The 20380-nt window shown below is 59.8% G+C and carries 26 protein-coding genes; 11 read left to right on the top strand and 15 right to left on the bottom strand.

Translation table 11 applies throughout. From position 1 onward, the window contains the following. The coding region (locus QD461_RS26395; protein WP_414090306.1) for an EAL domain-containing protein at positions 1-2746 on the top strand (2746 nt) is incomplete at its 5' end. 15 nt (positions 2747-2761) lie between these two features. Here the strand turns inward: QD461_RS26395 and QD461_RS26400 are convergent. From QD461_RS26400 to QD461_RS26410, 3 genes are all read right to left on the bottom strand, one after another. Next, a complete protein-coding gene (locus QD461_RS26400) occupies positions 2762-3817 on the bottom strand; it encodes a putative zinc-binding metallopeptidase (RefSeq protein WP_414090307.1) in 1056 nt (351 codons plus the stop codon). 140 nt (positions 3818-3957) lie between these two features. Continuing rightward, entirely contained in the window at positions 3958-4149 is a 192-nt protein-coding gene (locus QD461_RS26405; RefSeq protein ID WP_414090308.1) for a CsbD family protein, read from the bottom strand. A 95-nt stretch (positions 4150-4244) separates the two neighbouring features. Next, complete coding sequence (locus tag QD461_RS26410) at positions 4245-4850, bottom strand: YqgE/AlgH family protein (RefSeq protein ID WP_414090309.1); 606 nt, start codon at positions 4848-4850, stop codon at positions 4245-4247. Positions 4851-4989: 139 nt separating this feature from the next. Between QD461_RS26410 and QD461_RS26415 the strand changes: the two genes are divergently transcribed. Beyond that, positions 4990-5829 (top strand): protein-disulfide reductase DsbD domain-containing protein, encoded by an 840-nt coding sequence (locus QD461_RS26415; protein ID WP_414090310.1) that lies wholly within the window; start codon positions 4990-4992, stop codon positions 5827-5829. 84 nt (positions 5830-5913) lie between these two features. Beyond that, positions 5914-6399 carry a peroxiredoxin gene (locus QD461_RS26420; RefSeq protein ID WP_414090311.1) on the top strand — a complete coding sequence of 162 codons (486 nt, stop codon included), beginning with the start codon at positions 5914-5916 and terminating at the stop codon, positions 6397-6399. 78 nt (positions 6400-6477) lie between these two features. On the opposite strand, the gene QD461_RS26425 is transcribed toward QD461_RS26420, so the two are convergent. Continuing rightward, complete coding sequence (locus QD461_RS26425) at positions 6478-6855, bottom strand: VOC family protein (RefSeq protein WP_414090312.1); 378 nt, start codon at positions 6853-6855, stop codon at positions 6478-6480. Positions 6856-7072: 217 nt separating this feature from the next. On the opposite strand from QD461_RS26425, the gene QD461_RS26430 reads away from it, so the two are divergent. From QD461_RS26430 to QD461_RS26445, 4 genes are read left to right on the top strand one after another with little or no spacing between them, the layout of a single operon-like run. Beyond that, positions 7073-7201, top strand: a complete 129-nt coding sequence (locus QD461_RS26430; protein WP_414090313.1) for a hypothetical protein — start codon at positions 7073-7075, stop codon at positions 7199-7201. Further along, complete coding sequence (locus QD461_RS26435) at positions 7198-7989, top strand: metal ABC transporter ATP-binding protein (protein WP_414090314.1); 792 nt, start codon at positions 7198-7200, stop codon at positions 7987-7989. The genes QD461_RS26430 and QD461_RS26435 overlap by 4 nt, the downstream gene beginning before the upstream one ends. Continuing rightward, entirely contained in the window at positions 7986-8858 is an 873-nt protein-coding gene (locus tag QD461_RS26440; protein ID WP_414090315.1) for a metal ABC transporter permease, read from the top strand. Before QD461_RS26435 ends, QD461_RS26440 begins: the two co-directional genes overlap by 4 nt. Positions 8859-8877: 19 nt before the next feature. Continuing rightward, positions 8878-9780: a metal ABC transporter solute-binding protein, Zn/Mn family gene (locus tag QD461_RS26445; RefSeq protein WP_414090316.1), complete on the top strand. Its 903-nt coding sequence runs from the start codon at positions 8878-8880 to the stop codon at positions 9778-9780. Between the two features lie 64 nt (positions 9781-9844). Here QD461_RS26445 and QD461_RS26450 read toward each other — a convergent pair whose 3' ends face one another. After that, positions 9845-10153 carry a Dabb family protein gene (locus QD461_RS26450; RefSeq protein ID WP_414090317.1) on the bottom strand — a complete coding sequence of 103 codons (309 nt, stop codon included), beginning with the start codon at positions 10151-10153 and terminating at the stop codon, positions 9845-9847. A 222-nt stretch (positions 10154-10375) separates the two neighbouring features. On the opposite strand from QD461_RS26450, the gene QD461_RS26455 reads away from it, so the two are divergent. The 3 genes from QD461_RS26455 to QD461_RS26465 all read left to right on the top strand — a co-directional run bounded on the left by QD461_RS26455 (position 10376) and on the right by QD461_RS26465 (position 11394). After that, positions 10376-10699: an ArsR/SmtB family transcription factor gene (locus QD461_RS26455; protein ID WP_414090318.1), complete on the top strand. Its 324-nt coding sequence runs from the start codon at positions 10376-10378 to the stop codon at positions 10697-10699. Further along, on the top strand, positions 10696-11106 hold the full coding sequence (locus QD461_RS26460) for an SRPBCC family protein (protein WP_414090319.1): 411 nt from the start codon (positions 10696-10698) through the stop codon (positions 11104-11106). Before QD461_RS26455 ends, QD461_RS26460 begins: the two co-directional genes overlap by 4 nt. Before the next feature lie 66 nt (positions 11107-11172). Next, on the top strand, positions 11173-11394 hold the full coding sequence (locus QD461_RS26465) for a hypothetical protein (protein WP_414090320.1): 222 nt from the start codon (positions 11173-11175) through the stop codon (positions 11392-11394). 92 nt (positions 11395-11486) lie between these two features. On the opposite strand, the gene QD461_RS26470 is transcribed toward QD461_RS26465, so the two are convergent. The 4 genes from QD461_RS26470 to QD461_RS26485 all read right to left on the bottom strand — a co-directional run bounded on the left by QD461_RS26470 (position 11487) and on the right by QD461_RS26485 (position 14846). Beyond that, positions 11487-12194, bottom strand: a complete 708-nt coding sequence (locus QD461_RS26470; RefSeq protein ID WP_414090321.1) for an NAD-dependent epimerase/dehydratase family protein — start codon at positions 12192-12194, stop codon at positions 11487-11489. A gap of 108 nt (positions 12195-12302) precedes the next feature. Next, a complete protein-coding gene (locus QD461_RS26475) occupies positions 12303-13748 on the bottom strand; it encodes a PLP-dependent aminotransferase family protein (RefSeq protein WP_414090322.1) in 1446 nt (481 codons plus the stop codon). A gap of 37 nt (positions 13749-13785) precedes the next feature. After that, positions 13786-14412 carry an FMN-dependent NADH-azoreductase gene (locus QD461_RS26480; RefSeq protein ID WP_414090323.1) on the bottom strand — a complete coding sequence of 209 codons (627 nt, stop codon included), beginning with the start codon at positions 14410-14412 and terminating at the stop codon, positions 13786-13788. After that, the gene (locus tag QD461_RS26485; protein WP_414090324.1) at positions 14409-14846 is read right to left on the bottom strand and encodes a GNAT family N-acetyltransferase; all 438 of its coding nucleotides are present in this window, start codon (positions 14844-14846) and stop codon (positions 14409-14411) included. Before QD461_RS26485 ends, QD461_RS26480 begins: the two co-directional genes overlap by 4 nt. Before the next feature lie 342 nt (positions 14847-15188). On the opposite strand from QD461_RS26485, the gene QD461_RS26490 reads away from it, so the two are divergent. Continuing rightward, positions 15189-15854, top strand: a complete 666-nt coding sequence (locus tag QD461_RS26490) for a YiiX/YebB-like N1pC/P60 family cysteine hydrolase (protein ID WP_414090325.1) — start codon at positions 15189-15191, stop codon at positions 15852-15854. 49 nt (positions 15855-15903) lie between these two features. Here the strand turns inward: QD461_RS26490 and QD461_RS26495 are convergent, their stop codons facing one another. The 6 genes from QD461_RS26495 to QD461_RS26520 form a co-directional block, all read right to left on the bottom strand. Then, positions 15904-16404 carry a GNAT family N-acetyltransferase gene (locus QD461_RS26495; RefSeq protein ID WP_414090326.1) on the bottom strand — a complete coding sequence of 167 codons (501 nt, stop codon included), beginning with the start codon at positions 16402-16404 and terminating at the stop codon, positions 15904-15906. A gap of 71 nt (positions 16405-16475) precedes the next feature. Next, positions 16476-16916 carry a ribonuclease HI gene (gene rnhA / locus QD461_RS26500; RefSeq protein ID WP_184700982.1) on the bottom strand — a complete coding sequence of 147 codons (441 nt, stop codon included), beginning with the start codon at positions 16914-16916 and terminating at the stop codon, positions 16476-16478. Further along, positions 16913-17878, bottom strand: a complete 966-nt coding sequence (locus QD461_RS26505) for a homoserine kinase (RefSeq protein ID WP_414090327.1) — start codon at positions 17876-17878, stop codon at positions 16913-16915. Before QD461_RS26505 ends, rnhA begins: the two co-directional genes overlap by 4 nt. 33 nt (positions 17879-17911) lie before the next feature. Continuing rightward, on the bottom strand, positions 17912-18919 hold the full coding sequence (gene ispH, locus QD461_RS26510; RefSeq protein ID WP_414090328.1) for a 4-hydroxy-3-methylbut-2-enyl diphosphate reductase: 1008 nt from the start codon (positions 18917-18919) through the stop codon (positions 17912-17914). A 204-nt stretch (positions 18920-19123) separates the two neighbouring features. Further along, positions 19124-19909 carry an SURF1 family protein gene (locus QD461_RS26515; protein WP_414090329.1) on the bottom strand — a complete coding sequence of 262 codons (786 nt, stop codon included), beginning with the start codon at positions 19907-19909 and terminating at the stop codon, positions 19124-19126. Beyond that, positions 19878-20297, bottom strand: coding sequence for a DUF983 domain-containing protein (locus QD461_RS26520; RefSeq protein WP_414090330.1), 420 nt, complete (start codon positions 20295-20297; stop codon positions 19878-19880). The genes QD461_RS26515 and QD461_RS26520 overlap by 32 nt, the downstream gene beginning before the upstream one ends. Positions 20298-20380: the final 83 nt, after the last annotated feature.

Below are 20380 nucleotides of genomic sequence, written 5' to 3' on the forward strand. Positions count from 1 at the left end.
GATCTACACCAACCAGGGCGAGGCCTTTCAGGTTTCGACGGCCGCCGGCACGGACGGCATCAGGCGGCGCATCGAGGTTCGTTCCTCCTCGCCAAACCATCAGGGCGACTGGGCGGTTTTCGCGCTCGCCAACGTCTCGGAAGAACAGCTTGAGCGCGTCATCGTCGCTCCGCATTTCCGTCTGGTGAATTCGAAGGTCTTCTGGCCCGATCTGGGCTCGCAACGCATCGTGGCGATCACGCCCAGCGAAGGCTTTGCACTCGACCGGCAGCCAAGCGACGAAGCGGACGTTTTCCGCATTACGCTGAACCCCGGCGCGGTCGTTACCTTCGTTGCCGAACTTTCGTCTCCCAATTTGCCGCAGCTCTATCTGTGGGAACCCAACGCCTACAAGGATACGGTCAACGCCTTTACGCTCTATCGCGGCATCGTGCTTGGCATTGCCGGTCTGCTGGCAGTGTTCCTGACCATTCTTTTCGTGGTCAAGGGCACATCGATGCTACCGGCGACGGCGGCACTCGCCTGGGCGGTGCTCGGCTACATCTGCGTGGACTTCGGCTTCCTCGGCAAGCTCATCAGCATCACCTCCAGCGACCAGCGAATATGGCGTGCCTGTGCCGAGGTGGCGCTCGCGTCGAGTTTGGTGATCTTCCTCTTCACCTATCTCAACCTCAATCGCTGGCACGCCCATCTTGGCTATGTGACACTCGCCTGGGTTCTTGGCCTTGCACTCCTCTTCGGCGTGGCGATCTACGATCCGTCGATTGCGGCCGGCATCGCGCGGCTGTCGCTGGCGCTGACCGCGACCGCCGGCCTGCTGCTCATCATCTACCTCGGCTTCAGCCGTTATGACCGTGCAATCCTGCTCGTGCCCGCCTGGGCGCTGATTCTCGTCTGGCTGTTCGGAGCCTGGATGACGGTCATGGGCAAGCTCGACAACGATATCATCCAGCCGGCCCTCGGCGGCGGCCTCGTGCTGATCGTCCTGCTGATCGGCTTCACCGTCATGCAGCACGCCTTTGCCGGCGGTGCCTTCCAGCAGGGTCTGTTCTCGGATCTGGAGCGGCAGTCCATGGCGCTCACCGGTTCCGGCGATACCGTCTGGGACTGGGACGTGGCGCGCGACCGCGTGGTCACGACACCAGACATTTCGATGAAGCTCGGCCTTTCGCCCGGCAGCATGCACGGCGCGGCGCGCAACTGGCTGCCGCGACTGCATCCCGACGATCGCGACCGCTTTCGTGCGACGCTCGACGTGCTGCTGGAACATCGGCGCGGCCGGCTGAACCACGAGTTCCGCATTCGCGCGGAGGATGGACACTTCCATTGGCTATCGATCCGCGCCCGGCCGGTGCTCGGCTCTAACGGCGAAATCATTCGCTGCGTCGGCACCATCGTCGATATCACCGAGCAGAAGAACTCGATCGAGCGGCTGCTGCATGACGCAGTGCATGACAATCTCACCGGATTGCCGAACCGTCAGGTCTTCCTCGATCGCCTGCAGTCCGTCCTGACGCTCGCCTCGGATGGCAATCAGCTGCGTCCGACAGTCATGGTGATCGACATCGACCGCTATAAGCTCGTCAACGACACGCTTGGCTTTGCTGCGGGCGACAATATTCTGATCGCGCTGACCCGGCGTCTCCGCCGCCTGATGAAGCCGCAGGATACGCTGGCGCGCCTTTCCGGCGACCAGTTCGGCCTCATCCTCGTTTCCGAACGCGATCCCGCCAAGGTCGCAGACTTTGCCGATGCGATCAGCAAGGCGATCATGGTACCGATCAATTTCGCCAACCGCGAGATCATTCTGACGGCATCGGTCGGTCTGACGTCCTGGGTCGACCAGCAGGAAAATGCAGCCGGCATGCTCAGCGACGCCGAACTTGCCATGTATCGCGCCAAGCGCGCCGGCGGCAATCGCGTAGAGCCTTTCCAGCCTGCGTTCCGCAGCTTTGGAACCGATCGGCTGCAGCTCGAAACCGACCTGCGCCGGGCGGTAGAGCGCAAGGAGCTTTCGCTCGTCTATCAGCCCATCGTCCGGCTGGAAGATGCGGAAGTCGCAGGTTTCGAAGCGCTGATGCGCTGGGAGCATCCGAAGCGCGGCAATATCCCGCCGTCGGAGTTCATCCCGATTGCCGAAGCTTCCGACATCATCGGCCCGCTCGGCATGTTTGCGCTCGAGCAGGCAACGAACGACCTGAAGGCATGGCAGCGACAGACCGGCGACCTGCCGCTGTTCGTCTCCATCAACCTTTCCAGCGTGCAGCTGCTCAACAACGAGCTTTACGACGATATCCGCGCCCTGCTCGCCAAGACCCACTGCGATCCGCACCGGATCAAGCTGGAGCTGACGGAATCGCAGGTGATGGAGAATCCGGAACAGGCCCGCCTCGTCCTCGACAAGCTGCGCGATGCCGGCATCGGTCTGGCACTCGACGACTTCGGTACGGGCTATTCCTCGCTAGCCTATCTCACCCGCTTCCCCTTCGACACAATCAAGCTCGACAAGGCGATGGTGCGCGACGAGAGCGACAAGAAGGCCGTTCTGCTCCGCTCGGTCATCTCGATGGCGCGCGAGCTCAACATGCGCGTCGTCGCGGAGGGTATCGAATCGGAAGAGGATGCGCTGGAACTCGCCAAGATCGGCTGCACCTACGGCCAGAGCTTCATCTTCGGGCCGCCAATGGGTTCGGATTCGGTCGTCCGCCTGTTGAAGGAACGCTTTCCGCTGACGAAGCGCGCTTAGTAACGGCAGCGCCGGTCAGGCGCTGTCGATCAGCTCCCTTATATAGTCCAGCTTTGCGACCACCTGTTGTGAGAGGACGAAGGGATATGAATCCGGCTGCCCCATGCTGCGCTGGATGGAATTGATCGCTACGCTTAGAGGGATCCAGGCGCTGACGAGCTGTTCAGCGTTCTCAGCCTTGTAGGGATTGAAATCTACCTCGGCGGCCATGTCGTGATAGCGAAGCGGGTCGATCGCCAGGCCGAAGGAACGCGCCGTTTCCAGCGTATCTACGATATGCAGATAATGCGCGAAGCACTCGGCAAAATCCTCCCACGGGTGTGCGCTTGCATAGGCGCTGATGAAGCTATCCTGCCAATTCGCGGGCGGTCCATTGTCATAGTGAGCTTGAAGCGCTGCTCCGTAATCGGCGCGCTCGTCGCCGAAGACGGTACGGAAGGCATCGAACTGATTGCAGTCGCGAACAAGCTTGTTCCAGATAAAATGACCGGTCTCGTGGCGGAAATGGCCGAGCAAGGTACGATAGGGCTCGTTCATCGAGCTGCGCGCCTGTTCGCGTGTTGCGTCATCGGCCTCGGCGGCGCGAATGGCGATCAGCCCTTCCTCGTGGCCGGTCATGGCCGGAACGACCGCGCCACCCTGCACCTCATCCTCAAGAAAATCGAACACCAGGCCGCCCTGTGGATCCTCTGTCCGGTCGGGATGCGGCAGCGACAGGCGCAGCAGCGAATAGAAGAGATGCCTTTGCGCCTGCCCGATACGCCGCCAGCGATCGACGCCCTGTTGCGTATGCGTGTTCGGCACGAGACGATTGTGACGGCAGGCGACGCAATAGGCTTGCGGATCATTCATATCGACAAGCCAGTTGCAGATATCGAGCTCCGCGTTCGCGCAGAAGCAGACTTGGCGCGTGGGCTCCGAGACCAGATGCCAGTTCGGAGCTTCGTCGGCCTCCAGCGCATAGATCGCGAGACGATCCGGCACAAAGCCGAGCTGATGGCCGCAGCGGATGCATTGCCTGTTATCGAAATGGACGGGCTGGCCACAATGATCGCAGGTAAAAAGCCGCATGCTCCCCTCAAGAACGATATAGGTGGCCCCAAATTAAAGAGCCTGCCACGTTTCCGTAACAGGCCCTTCCTCCCAACATCGCTGCTACAACGTCGATTTAACGGAGCAGCGAGCCTGGATTGGTTGATACAACCCGCCGACTACATCCGGTCGACTACACCCTTGACCTTATCCTTGGCCTTACCAACGGCGGTCTGCATCTTGCCCTTGGCTTCCTGGGCCGCGCCCTTGGCGCGCATTTCCTTGTCGTTGGTCGCCTTGCCGGCCACTTGCTTGGCCTTGCCGGCGATTTCATTCACCTTGCCGGATACCTTGTTGGTCGTGCTGCTCATATCTGACGCCTCCTTGGCTGGCACGCCGGCATTGCCGTTGCTCTGTCAAGATAACGTCAAGGGCGCCATTTCGTTCCGAAATAACGCAGATCGGCTCAGCTATGGCCAGCATGCGGCGAGAGCATTGCGGCATTGATGCCCATCAGGGCCAGGGCACGCTCATACTTATCGTCGAGGCTGCGGTCGAAGATGAGCTCTTCGTTCGCCGGACAATTCAGCCAGCCATTGTTGCCGATCTCCGCCTCCAGCTGGCCTGCGCCCCAACCGGCATAGCCGAGCAGCATCGTGGCGCGTTTCGGGCCGCTTCCCCTGGAGATGGCCCGCACGATGTCGAGCGTCGCCGTCAGGCTGATATCGTCGCTGACTGGAATGCTGCTGTCGCTGAGATAGTCGTCGGAATGCAGAACGAAGCCGCGGCCACTTTCGACCGGCCCACCGGTCTGGATCGGGAAATTCCGCGCATCCGCCGGCAGGACGATGGCATCGTCGTCCTTGATCATATCCAGATGCAGAAGGACGTCCGTAAATGTCAGCTTCTGAGGCCGATTGATGACGAAGCCCATGGCCCCGGCATCGGAATGAGCGCAAATGTAAATGACCGTCCGGTGGAAGTTCCTATCCTCCATGCCAGGCATGGCGATCAGGAACTGACCGTCGAGCAAACCTCTTTCGCGTTTATTCTTCAGCGTCGATAGGGACATCGTGCCTCCTGACCGCAGTCCATAGCTGCACCGCTAAAAAGCAAGATGGGGCAATGTCATAAATCAATCAACTGAAAATGATCATTTCTTTTTAAGCGATGCTGGCTCCATGCCGTCCGATCCGCTAAATCCTCTGTCCATGACCGGATTAGCCACCCTCACCCGCCTGCCGGCAATATTTGCCGGCGCATTTGCTGCTCTCGTTTGCATCGGCTCGGCCGGACATGCGGCAACAAGCGACTGGGTCGACAATGACGGCGGCCGCATGCGCCTCGTGGCACTGCCTCCCGATGCCGAAGGACGTATTCGCGCAGCCCTGCAGATCGAACCGCAGCCTGGCTGGATCACCTATTGGCGCGAACCGGGCCAGAGCGGAATTCCGCCGCAGGTTACCGCCAAGCAAGAAAGCGGCGTAACACTGGAGAAAACCAGCTATCCAGTACCGAAGCAGATCGTCGTCGGGAACATACATGAGATCGGTTATGATGCGCCGGTGACACTACCGCTTGATTTCCGCGTTACTGGAAAGCCGCCAACGAAGCTGGAGCTGACCGCCTTCATCGGTCTCTGCAAGGAAATCTGTATTCCCTTCCAGGCGGATTATTCGCTGCCGCTTTCGGCAGGGGAGAAGCCGACGGCGCATGAGCTCGCTCTGCTGGATGCTGCAAAGGCGCTACTGCCACAGGGCCCCTCCTCCGATTTCGCCGTTCAGAGCCACAGCTTTTCGGCGGATGCAAAAAACCTCTCGCTGCGCCTCGCTCTGCCGGAGACGGCCGGCAATGCGCCTGATATCTACGTTACCGGTCCTGCCGGCTACGTGTTCTTCCAGCAGGCTAATGCGAAAAGAGAAGGCGGCGTCTATTCAACCGATATCGCGATCGGCAAGCTGCCGAAGAACTACGATATCAAGGGCAAGAGCTGGGGCATTCTGGTCGTCGATGGTGACCGCGCCATCGAAACCACCCTTGCGTTCGAATAGGCCGGATCTATAGTTTCGCACGACAATCCGTTCCGATCGGGTGCAGCATACGCCCCCGAAACCATGCCCCCAAGGAGAGAGACGATGACCATCGCAATCGGCGACAAACTGCCCGCCGCCACCTTCAAGGAAAAGACCGCGGAAGGCCCGGTCGAAATCAGCACCGGACAGCTCTTTGCCGGCAAGCGCGTTGTGCTCTTCGCCGTTCCCGGCGCCTTCACGCCCACCTGTTCGCTCAACCATCTGCCGGGTTATCTGGAAAATCGCGACGCCATTCTCGCTAAGGGCGTCGATGATATCGCCGTCATCTCGGTCAATGACTGGCATGTGATGGGCGCCTGGGCGCAATCGTCCGGCGGCATGGGCAAGATCCACTTCCTCGCCGACTGGGACGGCTCCTTCGCCAAGGCGCTCGGCCTCGATATCGACCTCTCCGCCGGCGGTCTCGGCGTCCGCTCCAAGCGCTACTCCATGCTGGTGGAAGATGGTGTGGTGAAGTCGCTGAACGTCGAGGAAAGCCCGGGCCAGGCAACGGTTTCAGGTGCGGCTGCGATGATCGAGCAGCTATAATTCCGACCATTGAGAGAGGCTGGGCGTTCTGCGGCCAGCCTCTCTCAACTGCAATGGGTCCCACGCCCTAAGGGATCGCTATTCCTCATGCCTGCTCGTCACCCTGATGTAATATCCATCCGGGTCTACTATGCGAAAATCGCGCAGGCCCCATGGCTGCAAGGTAAATTCGGATACCGAATGGCCACCAGTTTTAGCGGCGCCATAGGCAGCTTCCAAATCCTCAACGCTCAGCACGATTTCGACGCCGAGGCCTGGTCGTTCGCCATTCGCAGCTCGAAGTGGATGATCAGGTCCGAGGGCCTCTCGCTTGTTGACGGAGATGACAGCCTCGCCATTCGAGAGCATGGTGTATTGCTCGCTTGTCTCGCCAACCACCTGGAAGCTCAGCGCCTGTTGATAGAATTTTATCGACGCCGTCACATCGACAACGAAAAGTTCAAGCCTTAGCTTCATGACATTCTCCCCTATCCGTCGCGTAGCTTTATCGCTCGATATTGCGCGAAGATAGGACTGTCGTGAGCACCATGGCGAGAACGTGCCGGCGATGTCAGCGGTAAATATTCCAGCCTTGTTCACCGCAATTTGACGGCAACGCACCGTCTGCCTCTTTTTTGCCGTATTTCATCGGCTACAACATGTAATGTTATTACATAAAAGAAAGCCCCCCCGAATGCCTTTCGATCGTGATCCATTCGCGCCCTCGCTAATTGGACGCTCCGCCGTGGTGCGTCTTGCCTATGTGGCGGTCGGCATTGCGGTTCTCTGGGCAGCCATCGGCTGGGCGGTGGCGCTGGCATGAGCGATCTGATCCGCCTCGAAAACCTGACCATCACCTACGAGCGTCATCCGGCCGTGCATCATGTCTCTGGCGGATTCGCCCCAGGCAGCCTGACGGCGATTGCGGGGCCGAACGGCGCGGGCAAATCGACATTATTGAAGGCGATCATTGGCGAATTGCGCCCTGCAGAGGGACGGATCGACCGCGGAGCCTTGACGCGAAACGATTTTGGCTATCTGCCGCAGGCGGCGGATATCAACCGCCGCTTTCCGATTTCGGTCGCCGATACCGTCATGCTCGGTGCCTGGAAGAATGCCGGCGCATTCGGCCATTTTTCGCGTGAGGATGCGGCGCGGGCACGCGAGGCGCTCGGCATCGTCGGGCTTTCCGGCTTCGAGAACAGGCATATCGGTTCGCTCTCGGCGGGGCAGTTCCAGCGCGTGCTCTTCGCCCGGCTGTTGTTGCAGGATGCGCGCGTCATCCTGCTCGATGAACCCTTCACCGCCATCGACCAGCGCACGACGCGCGATCTGCTCGAACTAGTTCTGCGCTGGAACAAGGAAGGACGCACGGTCATCGCCGTTCTGCATGATTTCGAGCAGGTGCGCGCTCATTTTCCCGAGACGTTGCTGATCGCCCGCGAGCTTGTCGGCTGGGGGCGCACGCAGGACATCATGAATTCCGCCAACCTCGTCAAGGCGCGCGCCATGGCTGAGCGCTGGGACGATGAGTCCGAAGCTTGCCTCCCGGAGGAGGACGAGCACGAACCGGCAGCGGATGACCATGCAAGGCGGGAGCCCGCTAGATGACCATCTACGACATCTTCCTCGCGCCATTCGCGGATTATGGCTTCATGCGGCGTGCGCTGATCGCTTGCCTGTGCCTCGGTCTCGGTTCCGGCCCGATCGGCGTGTTCCTGATGCTCCGGCGCATGAGCCTGATGGGCGATGCCATGAGCCATGCCGTGCTGCCCGGCGCTGCGATTGGTTATCTCATCGCCGGCTCGCTGTCGCTGACCGCCATGGGGCTTGGCGGGCTGGTGGCGGGTCTCTCGGTGGCGCTCCTTTCCGGCCTCGTCAGCCGCATGACCGTGCTGCAGGAAGATGCGAGCTTTGCCAGCTTCTACCTGACCTCGCTAGCGCTCGGTGTCCTCATCGTCTCCTTGCGCGGCTCCAACATCGACCTGCTGCATGTGCTCTTCGGCACCATTCTGGCGATCGACGCCCCTGCCCTCTATCAGATCGGTGCGATCACCTCAGTCACACTGCTGGCGCTTGCGATCATCTATCGGCCGCTTGTCATGGAATGCTTCGATCCCGGTTTCCTGCGTGCGGTCGGCGGCCGCGGGCCGGTCTATCATTTCCTTCTCCTGCTGCTCGTTGTGCTCAACCTTGTCGCCAGCTTCCAGGCGCTGGGCACGCTGATGGCCGTCGGGCTGATGATGCTGCCGGCTGCCGTCGCGCAGCTCTGGTCGCGCAGCCTGCCTGCGATGATGGCGATCGCGACGGCAACGGCGGCGGTGTCGGGCTATATCGGCCTCATCGCCTCTTACCACCTCGAGTTCGCGTCGGGGCCGACCATCATCATCACCGCAAGCCTGATCTACGGCTTCTCCATCCTCTTCGCACCGTCGGGCCTTGCCCGGCGGTTCTTCCCCCGTCCCCATCTCCGGGGCTAATCCGAACAAGGAGACTCGCATGAATAAACAGAGACTGCTTCTCTCGGCGGCTGCGGCTGCCTTCGTCGCCTTCGGCGTCGCGGCGCCCGCCTCCGCGGAAACGTTGAACGTCGTCGCGTCCTTCACCGTGCTGGCCGATGTCGTCAAGCATGTCGGCGGCGACCATGTGAAGGTGTCGAGCCTGGTCGGCCCGAATGGCGACCCCCATGAATTCGAACCCTCGCCTGCCGATGCCAAGACGCTGAATGCGGCAAAAGTCGTCTTCGTCAGCGGCGAAGGACTGGAAGGCTGGATGGATCGGTTGATCACTGCGTCGGGCTATAAAGGAGCTCCTATCGTCGCGTCGGAAGGCATCAATACCCGCACGATGGTCGATGACGGCAAGACGGTCACCGATCCGCATGTTTGGAACAGCCCGGTCAACGTGAAGGTCTGGGTCGCCAATATCGAGAAGGCGCTTTCCGCGGCAGATCCGGCCGATGCGGCCGACTTCAAGGCCAATGCCGAGCACTATACCAAGGTGCTGACCGAGCTTGATTCCTATGCCCACAGCAAGTTCGACAAGATAGCCGACGACCGCCGCAAGGTACTGACGAGCCATGACGCCTTCGGCTATTTCGGTCGCGAATATAAGGTGAACTTCCTCGCTCCACTCGGTTTTTCGACGGAAACAGAGGCGTCAGCGGCCAAGGTCGCCCAGTTGATCGAGCAGATCAAGACGGAGCATGTGAAGGCCTATTTCTTCGAAAACTCCAACGATCCGCGCCTCGTGAAGCAGGTCGCCAAGGCAACCGGCGCAGAGCCTGGCGGCGAGCTTTACGTCGAGTCCCTCTCCAAGGCCAATGGCCCGGCTTCGACTTACGAAAAAATGTTCCGTTATAACGTTGACAAACTCGCCGCCGCGATGGCCAAGTCGAGCTAAGCAGCCAGCTGGGCAAATCAACGAAACCAGGCCGCAGGTATGTTTCGCCTGCGGCCTGCTCTGTTTAGATATTGAGATCGAAGACCATCAGGCCGGCGAGCCCGCCATCGATCGAGGAAACGATCCGCTCGCCGACGGCAACGTGATCGGGATGCACGAGATAGGCATCCCGCGCTTCCGGGCTCTCGAAGGTCACGGTAAAACCATCGACGAAGCCGCCATGCAGACCTTCCGGCGAGACGTTCGGCCCGTATTTGACCTCGACGATACCGGGAATGACCTTTTGCAAGGCTGCAACCGATTCGAAGAGCGCCCTCTTCTCATCCTGTGTCAGGGCGGATTTGAGTCGAAGAAAAACGCAATGCAGGATCATGCCTACCTCCCCTGGGTGTCGCGGCCAGCATAGATGGAAAGACTAGCGGAGCAAGACGCGGCACCGCGACCATCGCAATTTTAGCCGCAACGAATATTGCCGAGAGACGTCTCCCCTTCCCGCAAGACCGGCGGCGTTTCCCTTGATCCGAAAATTCCGGCTTGACTTATTCATAGCCAGGCAGCTATACGTCAATTCATAGCTGACAAGGTATGAATTGAGATGTCGAACGCGCATGACTTGCTGTTCCGAACGCTTGCCGATCCGACGCGCCGGGCGATTTTCGAGAGGCTGTGTCGTGAAGGGGAAAAGACCGTAGCGGCGCTGACGGCCCGGGCCGGCGTCTCCCAGCCCGTCGTCTCGAAGCATCTTGCCGCGCTGAAGCGCGCGGGCCTTGTGCTTGACCGCCCCGAAGGCCGGCAAACGCATTACAGCGCGCAGCTTGCAGCACTGGCACCACTGACCGACTGGACGAAAGAGATGACCAGATTCTGGGAGAGCCGGTTCGACGACCTTGAAGATCTACTGAAAAGGATGGACCAATGAACGATACATCAACCGAGATCCGCTCCGTCGTTGTCGAGCGGGACGTCGCCTTTCCGCCGGAAAAGATCTGGCGCGCGCTGACGCAGCCGCATCTGATCGAGGAATGGCTCATGAAGAACGACTTCAAGCCAAGCGTGGATCACCGTTTCAAGCTCAGTGCCGAATGGGGCTCGGTCGACTGCCGCGTGCTGGAAGTGGAGCCCAACAAGAGCCTCTCCTACACATGGGATGCTTATGGCCTGGAGAGTATCGTCGTCTGGACGCTGACGCCGACACGCACCGGAACGCGCCTGCGCATGGAGCAATCCGGCTTCCGGCCCGATCAGCAGCAGGCCTATGTCGGCGCTCAATATGGCTGGCAGAAATTCTTCGACAATCTGGATCAGGTTCTGGCACGCCCGGACTGACATTCGATCGACCTATTGAAACGACAGGAAGCAAGAGCGGATCGGCTCGCCTTCGGAGGAGGCAAGATGAACTGGAGCATATATATTCGGCAGGCCCACCGTTGGCTTTCCATCATCTTCACGGTGACAGTTATCGCCAACTTCGTTGCGATGGCGATCGGGACGCCGCCGCCCTGGGTGGTTTACTCACCCCTGCCGCCGCTCTTCCTGTTGCTTTTCAGCGGCCTCTACATGTTTGCCCTGCCCTACACCGCCGCAAGGCGAGGTGCGCACAGCGTCGCTGACTAGGGGTGTTGGCCAAAGGCTGCGAACAGACGGCCGTGCCTCCAATTAGCGGGCAGGACGTCGCACATTCCTGCAATTGCGGTGGCGGTGACTGACTATTCGCCACCCCTCTTGAGCGGATGCCAACCCAATCTCGACTTTGCCTTGGCATTGGAGACCAGGCCGCCGTCATCGACTATGTTGAAAACGCCGATCGCCGAGGTTTGCACCGCAAGCAAGACCGCTCGCGCGGCATCATCCACGTGCAGGGTTATCGTTCCGTTCGGCGCATCGCAGCCGGTCCCAGGTCCGTAGAGCAGACCATTGCGCAATACCGTGCCGACGATCCCTGAAGTCACGAGGCTGAGAGACTCGAGCGTCCGCACCGCGGTTGCGCTTTCCTGCAGCGGCGTTTCCTCTGTAATCGGGCCAATGCCGGTCTGGTAGGCCCAGGCGATACTCTGCGAGATCATCCGCTTAGCCCCTGCGGCCACGGCGGCATCGACAAGATTTCTGGTTCCCACCTCGCGAATGCGAGCATTGCGAACACGCCCCTCCTCCATCAGCGCAGGATCGAGGCCGAAGGGCAGATCGGTCAACTGATGAAGGACGATGTCAGGCTTTGCCCGCCGCAGCGCTACCCCGAGCGCTTTGGCGTCGAAGACATCCACAACCACGGGCCTCGCGCCGGCGGCTCGCAGGCTGTCCGCCCGTTCCGGCTTGCGGGTGGTACCGTGGACGGTACAGCCTGCCTCGATCAGCATCGGAACAAGCTTGCGTCCGATCGCGCCAGTCGCGCCGGCAAGGAAAATGGTCGCGGACATTGGAAGCTCCTTGGGAGTTCGCATCATTCTCGGTCCAGGCTTTTTCTCATGGCCTTGGCCCGCAAAACAGATGCAAGAATTGCCGATTTGACTAGGCCAAGATCGAACTCAGTCCTCACGATCCGCTGCGAGGCAGATGTCTCTCAATCGTGCAGCGAGCGTCGCGGCCATTGCTTTGGTTGTGATGTTGGTGAAGCCGAGCAGCAGGCCATCGATCGATTGTGGCCCCATATACCAGAGCGAGAGCGGTTGCAGACCGAAGCCCTCGGCCCTTGCCAACGCCGCTATCCGACTTGCGGGCGCGCGATAGCCCTGGAATTGCACGACCAGATGTAGGCCGGCGGCCGGTGAAATTGCAGCAACCCAATCGCCGAAGACATCGTGCATGATGTCGACCAGAAGCTGTCGGCGTTCGGCATAGAGGGACCGCATCTTCTTGAGATGACGGATGAAATAGCCCTGTTCGATGAAATCGGCGACGACAGACTGATGAAATTCGGGGCAGCCGGCGCTCACCAGTCGGCAGGCACGCTCGAAGACATCGATCTGCCCAGGAGGCACGACCAGATAGGCCAGCCGAAGCCCCGGAAAGAGAACCTTGCTGAACGATCCGGTAAACAACACCCGCTCGCCGCGATCCATGGCCTTGAGAGACAACGGAGGCCGGCGATTGTATCGATATTCGCTATCGTAATCGTCCTCGATGATCCAGCGTTGTCCCTCCTCGGCCCATTTCAGCAGCTCGCTGCGCCTTTCCTTGGACATCATCACGCAGAGCGGACTTTGGTTGGCAGGCGTGACGATGGCGAAGCGGGCGTCCGGCGCAAGCCGCCTGCCCTCCTCCACGACAAGCCCCTCTGCATCGACCGGCACGGGATGAAGTTTTGCGTGTGTCGACAGCAGGAACTCCCGAGCGACCGGATAGCCTGGATCCTCGAACCAAATGCCATCGCCCGGACGATAGAGAGACCGCATGATCAGCTCAAGGCTGGCGCGATGGCCCGCCGTTACGAACACCTGCTCAGGCCGGCATGCAATGCCGCGCGAGAACGCAAGATAGCCAGCGATGCGCTCTCGAAGCGCCATGAGGCCTGCCGGCTCGGGATAGCCGAGCTGCGCCGCACCAAGTTGCCGCGAACAGCGGCTGACCAACCTGCTCCAGGTCTTGCGAGGAAAGGCATCGAGAGCGGGAAGTCCGAGCTGGAATGGCCGCGCATTCGGCGGTTGCTCGATCAGGCCATGCCTTGTGGCAGAGGGCGATGGTGCGGCTGTCTCCGGCGTTCGCAGTCGCATGTCGACGAATGTGCCGGCGGCGCCTCGGAACTCGACATAGCCCTCTTCCGCAAGGATCTGATAGGCCAGATTGATCGTTCCGCGTGACAGGCCGAGTTCGCTTGCGAGCGCCCGCACGGATGGCATCCGATCTCCCGGCACCAGGCGTCCTTCGGCGATTGCGGTCTTGAAACGGGCGCAGATCTGCAGGTAGATCGGGTGACTGTCATCACGCGAAAGCGCCATGTCTTTCGCGTGATCCGTAGGTGCCTGTTTGGCCATGACGGCTCTATTCCTGCATATCGGGGTGCCGCCCCTCTTACGATCCCGCGACGGCCGAGACTAGCCCGAAGACGGGATTGGCGGCAAGCTGCCGGTCGGCGCTGACAAGAGACTGTTCGGCCGCATCCTGCTTCGCCATACCCTGCAGATAGATGAACGCCACGCTGCTGATGCCGATCGTTGTCAGCACATGGTTAAGATAGGGCGAGAGATAGTCGGGTTGCCGGGCATGCGGGCCATTGTGCACGCCGCCGGAACCGACAATGACGAGCGCCGGGCGATCCGCTAGCAGGCCGACCTTGTAGCCATCCCGGCGCGTGAAAGTCCGCTCGTCACGCAAGACATAATCGATCCAGAGCTTCAGCGAGGCCGGGACGGTAAAATTGTGCATCGGTGTCGCGATGATCAGATAATCACAGCCGATGACGTCCTGAATGAAAGTTTCCGACTCTAGGAAAGCCGGCGCTTCCCTCCTTGCCCGTTGAACGATCGCATCCGCATACGCTCCTGAGATCGGGGATGGACTATTGGCTGAGAGATGGCGCTCGACCAGGCGAATATCCGGCTCGGTTGAGAGCAGATTGTCCGTCGCTTTCCTTGCCATGCCATAGGCGCGCGACGCCGGCCCTTGCGGGCTTGCATTGACAAGCAGGACGGACTTCATGCGCCCGCTCCCTCCAGAAGCTGGCCGAAATGCAGGCCGCGCGCGAGCAAGCCGTTGCGGAAATAGAAGCGCTGCGCCAACGAATTGGCGAGCCCGGTGTCGAGCACGAGCATGGTCCGGCCGTCGGCCTTTGCCAACGTGCGAACCTGCTCTATCAGGCCTTCGCCCAGCCGGGAGCGCTGGGAAGATTTGCGCACCACGAGGTCGTCAATATAGGTGAAGCGACCGTAGATCAGGTTTTCAACATGGCGGTAGCCGGCAAGCCCCGCCAATTCACCATCCTGCCAAACGCCGAGCAGGCGATATCCATCCTGCTGCTGGCGCTGGACACGGTCACGATAAAAGTTGGCGTCTTCGATATGTGGCCGCAACTCGCGCATCACAGGGAAGCTGGCCACGATATCGTCCGCCCTCTCAATATGTCTGTAGATCATGCTGGCTCTCGCTGACTAGGAACAGCCAAGAGCTACGCCTTCCATGGCTCGGTCGACAGAACCAAAATACGAAAAATGGAGTGGGCCAAGGCCAGTTTACTCGATGCCGCGCCGCCTTGTCGCTGCCATAGGATCTCACCGACGCCTGTCATAGCTCGTCGTTCCTCAAAGGCTTATCTCCGCAGTCCTATTTGGACTGACCTGCCGCTTCACGACACCAGCTCAGATTGCAGCCAGTCGACATGTATTGCATCAGACCGCCTTCCGGACGCCATCTTTCAGCGGAAAGAAGTGCTGCGAAAGATCCATTGATGAAGGCTTTCAATCGGTTCCGGGGATGACATGAAGAAGCTTTTAGCCATTGCACTCTTATGTGCCTGCATTGTCACGGGAACGCTCTATGCCTCGGCTGGCGGTGACTATCCGCCACTCAAAGATGGTGACCTGATTTTCCAAACATCAACCAGTAACCAATCAGGCGCGATCATATTTGCGACCGGCTCGACCTTTTCACACATGGGCATCGTCAAGAACGATCACGGCGCAATCACTGTCATCGAGGCGGCAGCGAAGGTCACGGAAACGCCGCTAAAAGCCTGGGTCAATCGCGGTTTGCTGAAGCGGGTGGCCATCTATCGCGATCAACGCCTCACACCGGATATAGCAGAGCGGCTCCTGTCCTATGCCCGTACGCTCTACGGCAAACCCTACGACCTGTTCTTCTCCTTCAACAACGACGCGATTTACTGCAGCGAACTGCCCTATCTCGCCTACAAGGCCGTGGGTATCGAGATCGGCAAAGTGCAGAAGATATCGGAACTGAATATCGACAACATGCTCGTGCGAAAGCTGGTTCAATCACGGTGGCAACGCGACAGCAAATGCACGGAGCGCGGTTTTGATTTCGACCAGTGCTACCGATATATCCTCAACCAGAACCTCGTCACTCCGGTCAGCATCGCCAATGATCCGAATCTCAAAATGATCTATTCGAACTATCCGCTTTAATGGCTATGAGCATGGGAATGTCGCCCTGCCCGCTCCAGTCCTAGCCAGATCAAGTCGCGTTGAAGCCCGCATGATAATCGACATGCCCAGAGGGCACCACAGACCCATTAAGGACCAATCTCATGAAATACTCGGCTGGCACTCCATCGAGCACTAGGCCGGGATCATTGTCGAAACCGAGACGCTTGTAGTAACCCGGATCACCGAGAACGACGCAGCCTTTGGCATTCATCTTCGCTAGACGCGAAAGACCTTCGCGAACAAGCGCTCCGCCAATGCCCTGTTTCTGGCGATCCGGCGTCACCGAGAGCGGGCCAAGCCCATACCAGCCAAGATCTTTTGCATCGATCGTGACCGGCGAGAAAGCGATATGTCCGACGACATCTCTCTTCTCGATTGCCACGAGAGAAATCGCCAGCACCCCGGCACTACGAAGAGCATCGACAATTTCCGCCTCGGTTTGACTGCTGTGCTCGACCGCGGCGAAGGCCATCTTCGTTATATGGCGGATCGCCTCGATGTCTCCCGGCTGCTCAGGGCGGATTTCCATTCTGCATCCCCTATTATCTGGCGATCCAGGCTCGTCTGCCTATCCCGCCAACGGGAAGGACGATACAAGACCTACTTCTTCTTGAAAGGCTCCATGCCCTTGCGCGCCAACTCGTCAGCCCGCTCATTTTCCGGGTGGCCGGCATGGCCCTTGACCCAGTGCAGCGTCACCTTGTGGCGGTTGTAGGCTTCATCGAGCGCCTGCCACAGCTCGGCATTCTTTACCGGCTTCTTGTCCGCGGTCTTCCAGCCGTTTTTCTTCCAGCCGAAGATCCATTTGGTGATGCCGTCCTTGACGTAGACGCTATCGGTATAGAGATCGACCTCGCAAGGGCTCTTCAAGGCGCCCAGGGCCGAAATCGCCGCCATCAGCTCCATGCGGTTGTTGGTGGTGTCGGCTTCACCGCCCGACAATTCCTTCTCTACCTCGCCATAGCGAAGAACGGCACCCCATCCGCCAGGACCGGGATTGCCCGAGCAGGCGCCGTCGGTGAAAATATCAATGTGCTTCATGCCTCTAGCCCGTATTCAACGGCAGAAGCGATCTGGCGATGGAAGCGCAGCTTGCGCAGATATTCGATCGGGTCCTTCTTGGTGACCAGAGCCCCGGCCGGCGTCGTCAGCCAGTCGTAGAGCCGGGTCAGGAAGAAGCGCAGCGCCGAGCCGCGGGCGAGCGTCGGCAAGGCGGCAATCTCGGCCGCACTCATCGGCCGCACGCTCTGATAACCCTCCAGCAGCGCCTTGCCCTTGGTGATGTTGTAGGCGTGATCCTTCTCGAAGCACCAGGCGTTCAGGCAAATCGAGACATCATAGGCGAGCAGATCGTTGCAGGCGAAGTAGAAATCGATCAGACCGGAGAGCTTGTCGCCTAGGAAGAAAACATTGTCCGGGAAAAGATCGGCATGGATGATGCCTTCGGGCAGGCCCTTCGGCCAATGCTGCCCGAGAAAATCGAGTTCGCCGCGAATTTCATCCTGCAGGCCGGCTTCGACTTCATCTGCGCGCGCCTCGGACTTTTCCCAAAGCGGCCGCCAACCGTCGACGGACAGCGCGTTCGGGCGGCGAATTTCAAAACCCTCGCCGGCGATATGCATGGCGGCGAGCGCCTTGCCGACTTCGCGGCAATGATGCACCTCAGGCTTGCGCAGCCACATGCCTTCGAGGAAGGAGATCAGCGCGGCAGGACGGTCCGAGAGATGGCCGAGCAACGCGCCGTCGCGGCGCGGCAAAGGCAGTGGGCAGGACAGGCCACGACTTGCCAGATGCTGCATCAGCCCCAGGAAAAACGGCAGGTCGCCCTTGTCGACGCGCTTTTCATAGAGCGTCAGGATCAACGGATCGCGGCTCGTATGCAGCAGGAAGTTCGAATTCTCGACGCCTTCGGCAATGCCCTTGTAGGAGAGCAACTCGCCGACCTCGTACTCCGTCAGGAACCACTTCAAATCGTCTTCGGTAATATCGGTATAAACGGCCACGAAACAGTCCTGAACTTGAGCGCCTTTCGACGGCTATTCGCCGTTGACAAAGGCCATATCTGAGGTCGTCAGCTCTATACTGCGCAGCTCGCGATTGACGAGGAAATTTTCGGTTTCCTTCACAGTTTCCGCGAGTTCCACCACAGCATTATAGCGGGCGCGGAAAGCTTCGATGATCTCGTTGACGATGACTTCTGGCGCAGATGCACCAGCCGAGAGGCCAACGGTTTTGATATCGCCGATATTGTCCCAGTCGATTTCCGAAGCGCGCTGGACAAGCACCGATTTCGTCGCCCCTGCCCGCAGCGCCACTTCGACGAGACGCTTGGAGTTCGAGGAATTCGGCGCGCCGACGACGATGAAGAGATCGCAGCCCGGAGCCGCTTCCTTCACCACTTCCTGTCGGTTGGTGGTGGCATAGCAGATCGAATCGGCGGCCGGCGCCGTGAGGTTGGGAAAGCGCTGCTGCAAGCGGGCGATGACACCGGCGGTATCGTCGACCGAAAGCGTCGTCTGCGTGACGAAGCCGAGATTGTCGGGATCAGCTGGCTCATAGGCATCTGCATCCTCAACAGTCTCGATCAGCGATACCGCACCTTCGGGAAGCTGGCCCATCGTGCCGATCACCTCCGGGTGCCCGGCATGGCCGATCAGAACGACATGGCGGCCAAGACGGTTGTGGCGCATCGCCTGCTTGTGCACCTTGGAGACCAGCGGACACGTCGCATCGAGATAGAAGAGATTGCGGGCATCGGCATCGGCCGGCACGGATTTCGGCACGCCATGAGCGGAAAAGACGACGGGTTGGGCGCGATGCTCGGCCGGGATCTCGTCCAGCTCCTCGACGAAGATGGCGCCCTTGGCTTCCAGACCCTCGACGACATAGCGATTGTGCACGATCTCGTGGCGGACATAGACCGGCGCGCCATAGGCCTTCAGCGCCAGCACGACGATCTGGATGGCGCGATCGACACCGGCGCAGAAGCCGCGCGGCCCGCAGAGCCGGATAGTCAGGTCAGGTTTGGAAACGGCTATATTCATATCTCTTCCGAAATGCGGGACGAAGGCTTGCGCTTAGATAGGTGCGCCCTGCCGCCTGCTCCAGAATATCGCAGCTCTTCTTCGAAGCGCCGTGATGTTCCATCTATTCAGTTCCGCATGATTTATCCAAAAACCGCTGCGCACTTTTCGGATCATGCTCTAGCCGAATATTTCATCGAAATGAAGCTATTCTATTGCATGGCCCTATTGTGAGGGTGCATCCGGATGGCGCTTGCGCCACCAGGAAATGGTGACGATGGCAACCAGCGTCACCGCCAACCCATACCAAGTCACCGCATATTGCAGGTGGTTGTTGGGCAGATCGATGATGGTGACGCCGCCCACCGGCAAGCCTGCGGGGTTGGGTGTCTTGTCAGCATCGATGAAGAAGGGCAGCACCTTATCCTTAGGCAACCCGACGCTGGAGGCCATGGCATCCAGATCTTTCCAGAAAAAGAAATTTTTGGCGAGATCATTTTCCGGCATGCCATCGGGCCGGCTTGCGAGCTTGGCGCGGGCGAGACCGGTAACGGTCTGATCACCCGTCAGCAGTCCCTGCTTGCGCATCTCCGGCTCTTTGGCCGCGGAGGGCACGAAGCCTCTGTTGACGAAGAGATAGCGGCCATCCTCAAGCTGCAGCGGCGTATAGATGTAAAAGCCGGGCTCGTCGCCATAGGTGGCAAGGAAGTGCCGTTCCTTGTTGTTGAGATAGTGACCTTTGGCTGTGGCCACGCGATATTCGATATCACCGCCCGAAGCTGCCATCGCCTCGATTGCCGATAACGGCACGGCCGGCGCATCCTTGCGGGCAGCAATATCCGCAAGCAGGCCTTCCTTCCATTGCAGCCGCTCGACCTGCCAGGTGCCGAGCCCCAGCAGAATGACGAGCACGATAAGCAGGAACACCGCCTTGCCGATCTGCCACAAAAGATTGGGGCGGCGAGCCGGCACGGCGGCCTCACTCACCACTGATGCGTCCCTCGCTGGCATTATTGCGATACTGCAGCGCGATCAGAATGCCCTTGCACCAGCGCAGCGAAAGCAGCGACAGGATAATGGTCAACGGCGCGAACAGCACTATGTAGACCCAGATCGGCGGCGCGTAATTGACCTGCATCCAAAGGACCAGGCCGATGATGATGAAGCCGACGATCAGGATGACGAATACGGCCGGACCATCGCCCGCATCGGCGAAGGCATAATCGAGATCGCAGGCGGAGCAGCGCGGCTTGATCGACAGCAGCCCATTGAAGAGCTTGCCGTGGCCGCAGCGCGGACAGCATCCCTGGATACCGACCTTGAACGGGTCGACGGGTGCGAAGAGAGCACCATCGTCATGCGGTGCACCAGTGGGGTTTTTATCTTGCTCTGAGCTCAAAGTTCCGTCTCGATCAGCCTGCCATTACGGGCAAGTATTCTGATCTCGCCCCCGTCAAAATCAATAGCCGCGATGCGCCCATT

Source organism: Rhizobium sp. BR 314 (genome assembly GCF_047445805.1).
Taxonomy (GTDB): domain Bacteria; phylum Pseudomonadota; class Alphaproteobacteria; order Rhizobiales; family Rhizobiaceae; genus Rhizobium; species Rhizobium lusitanum_B.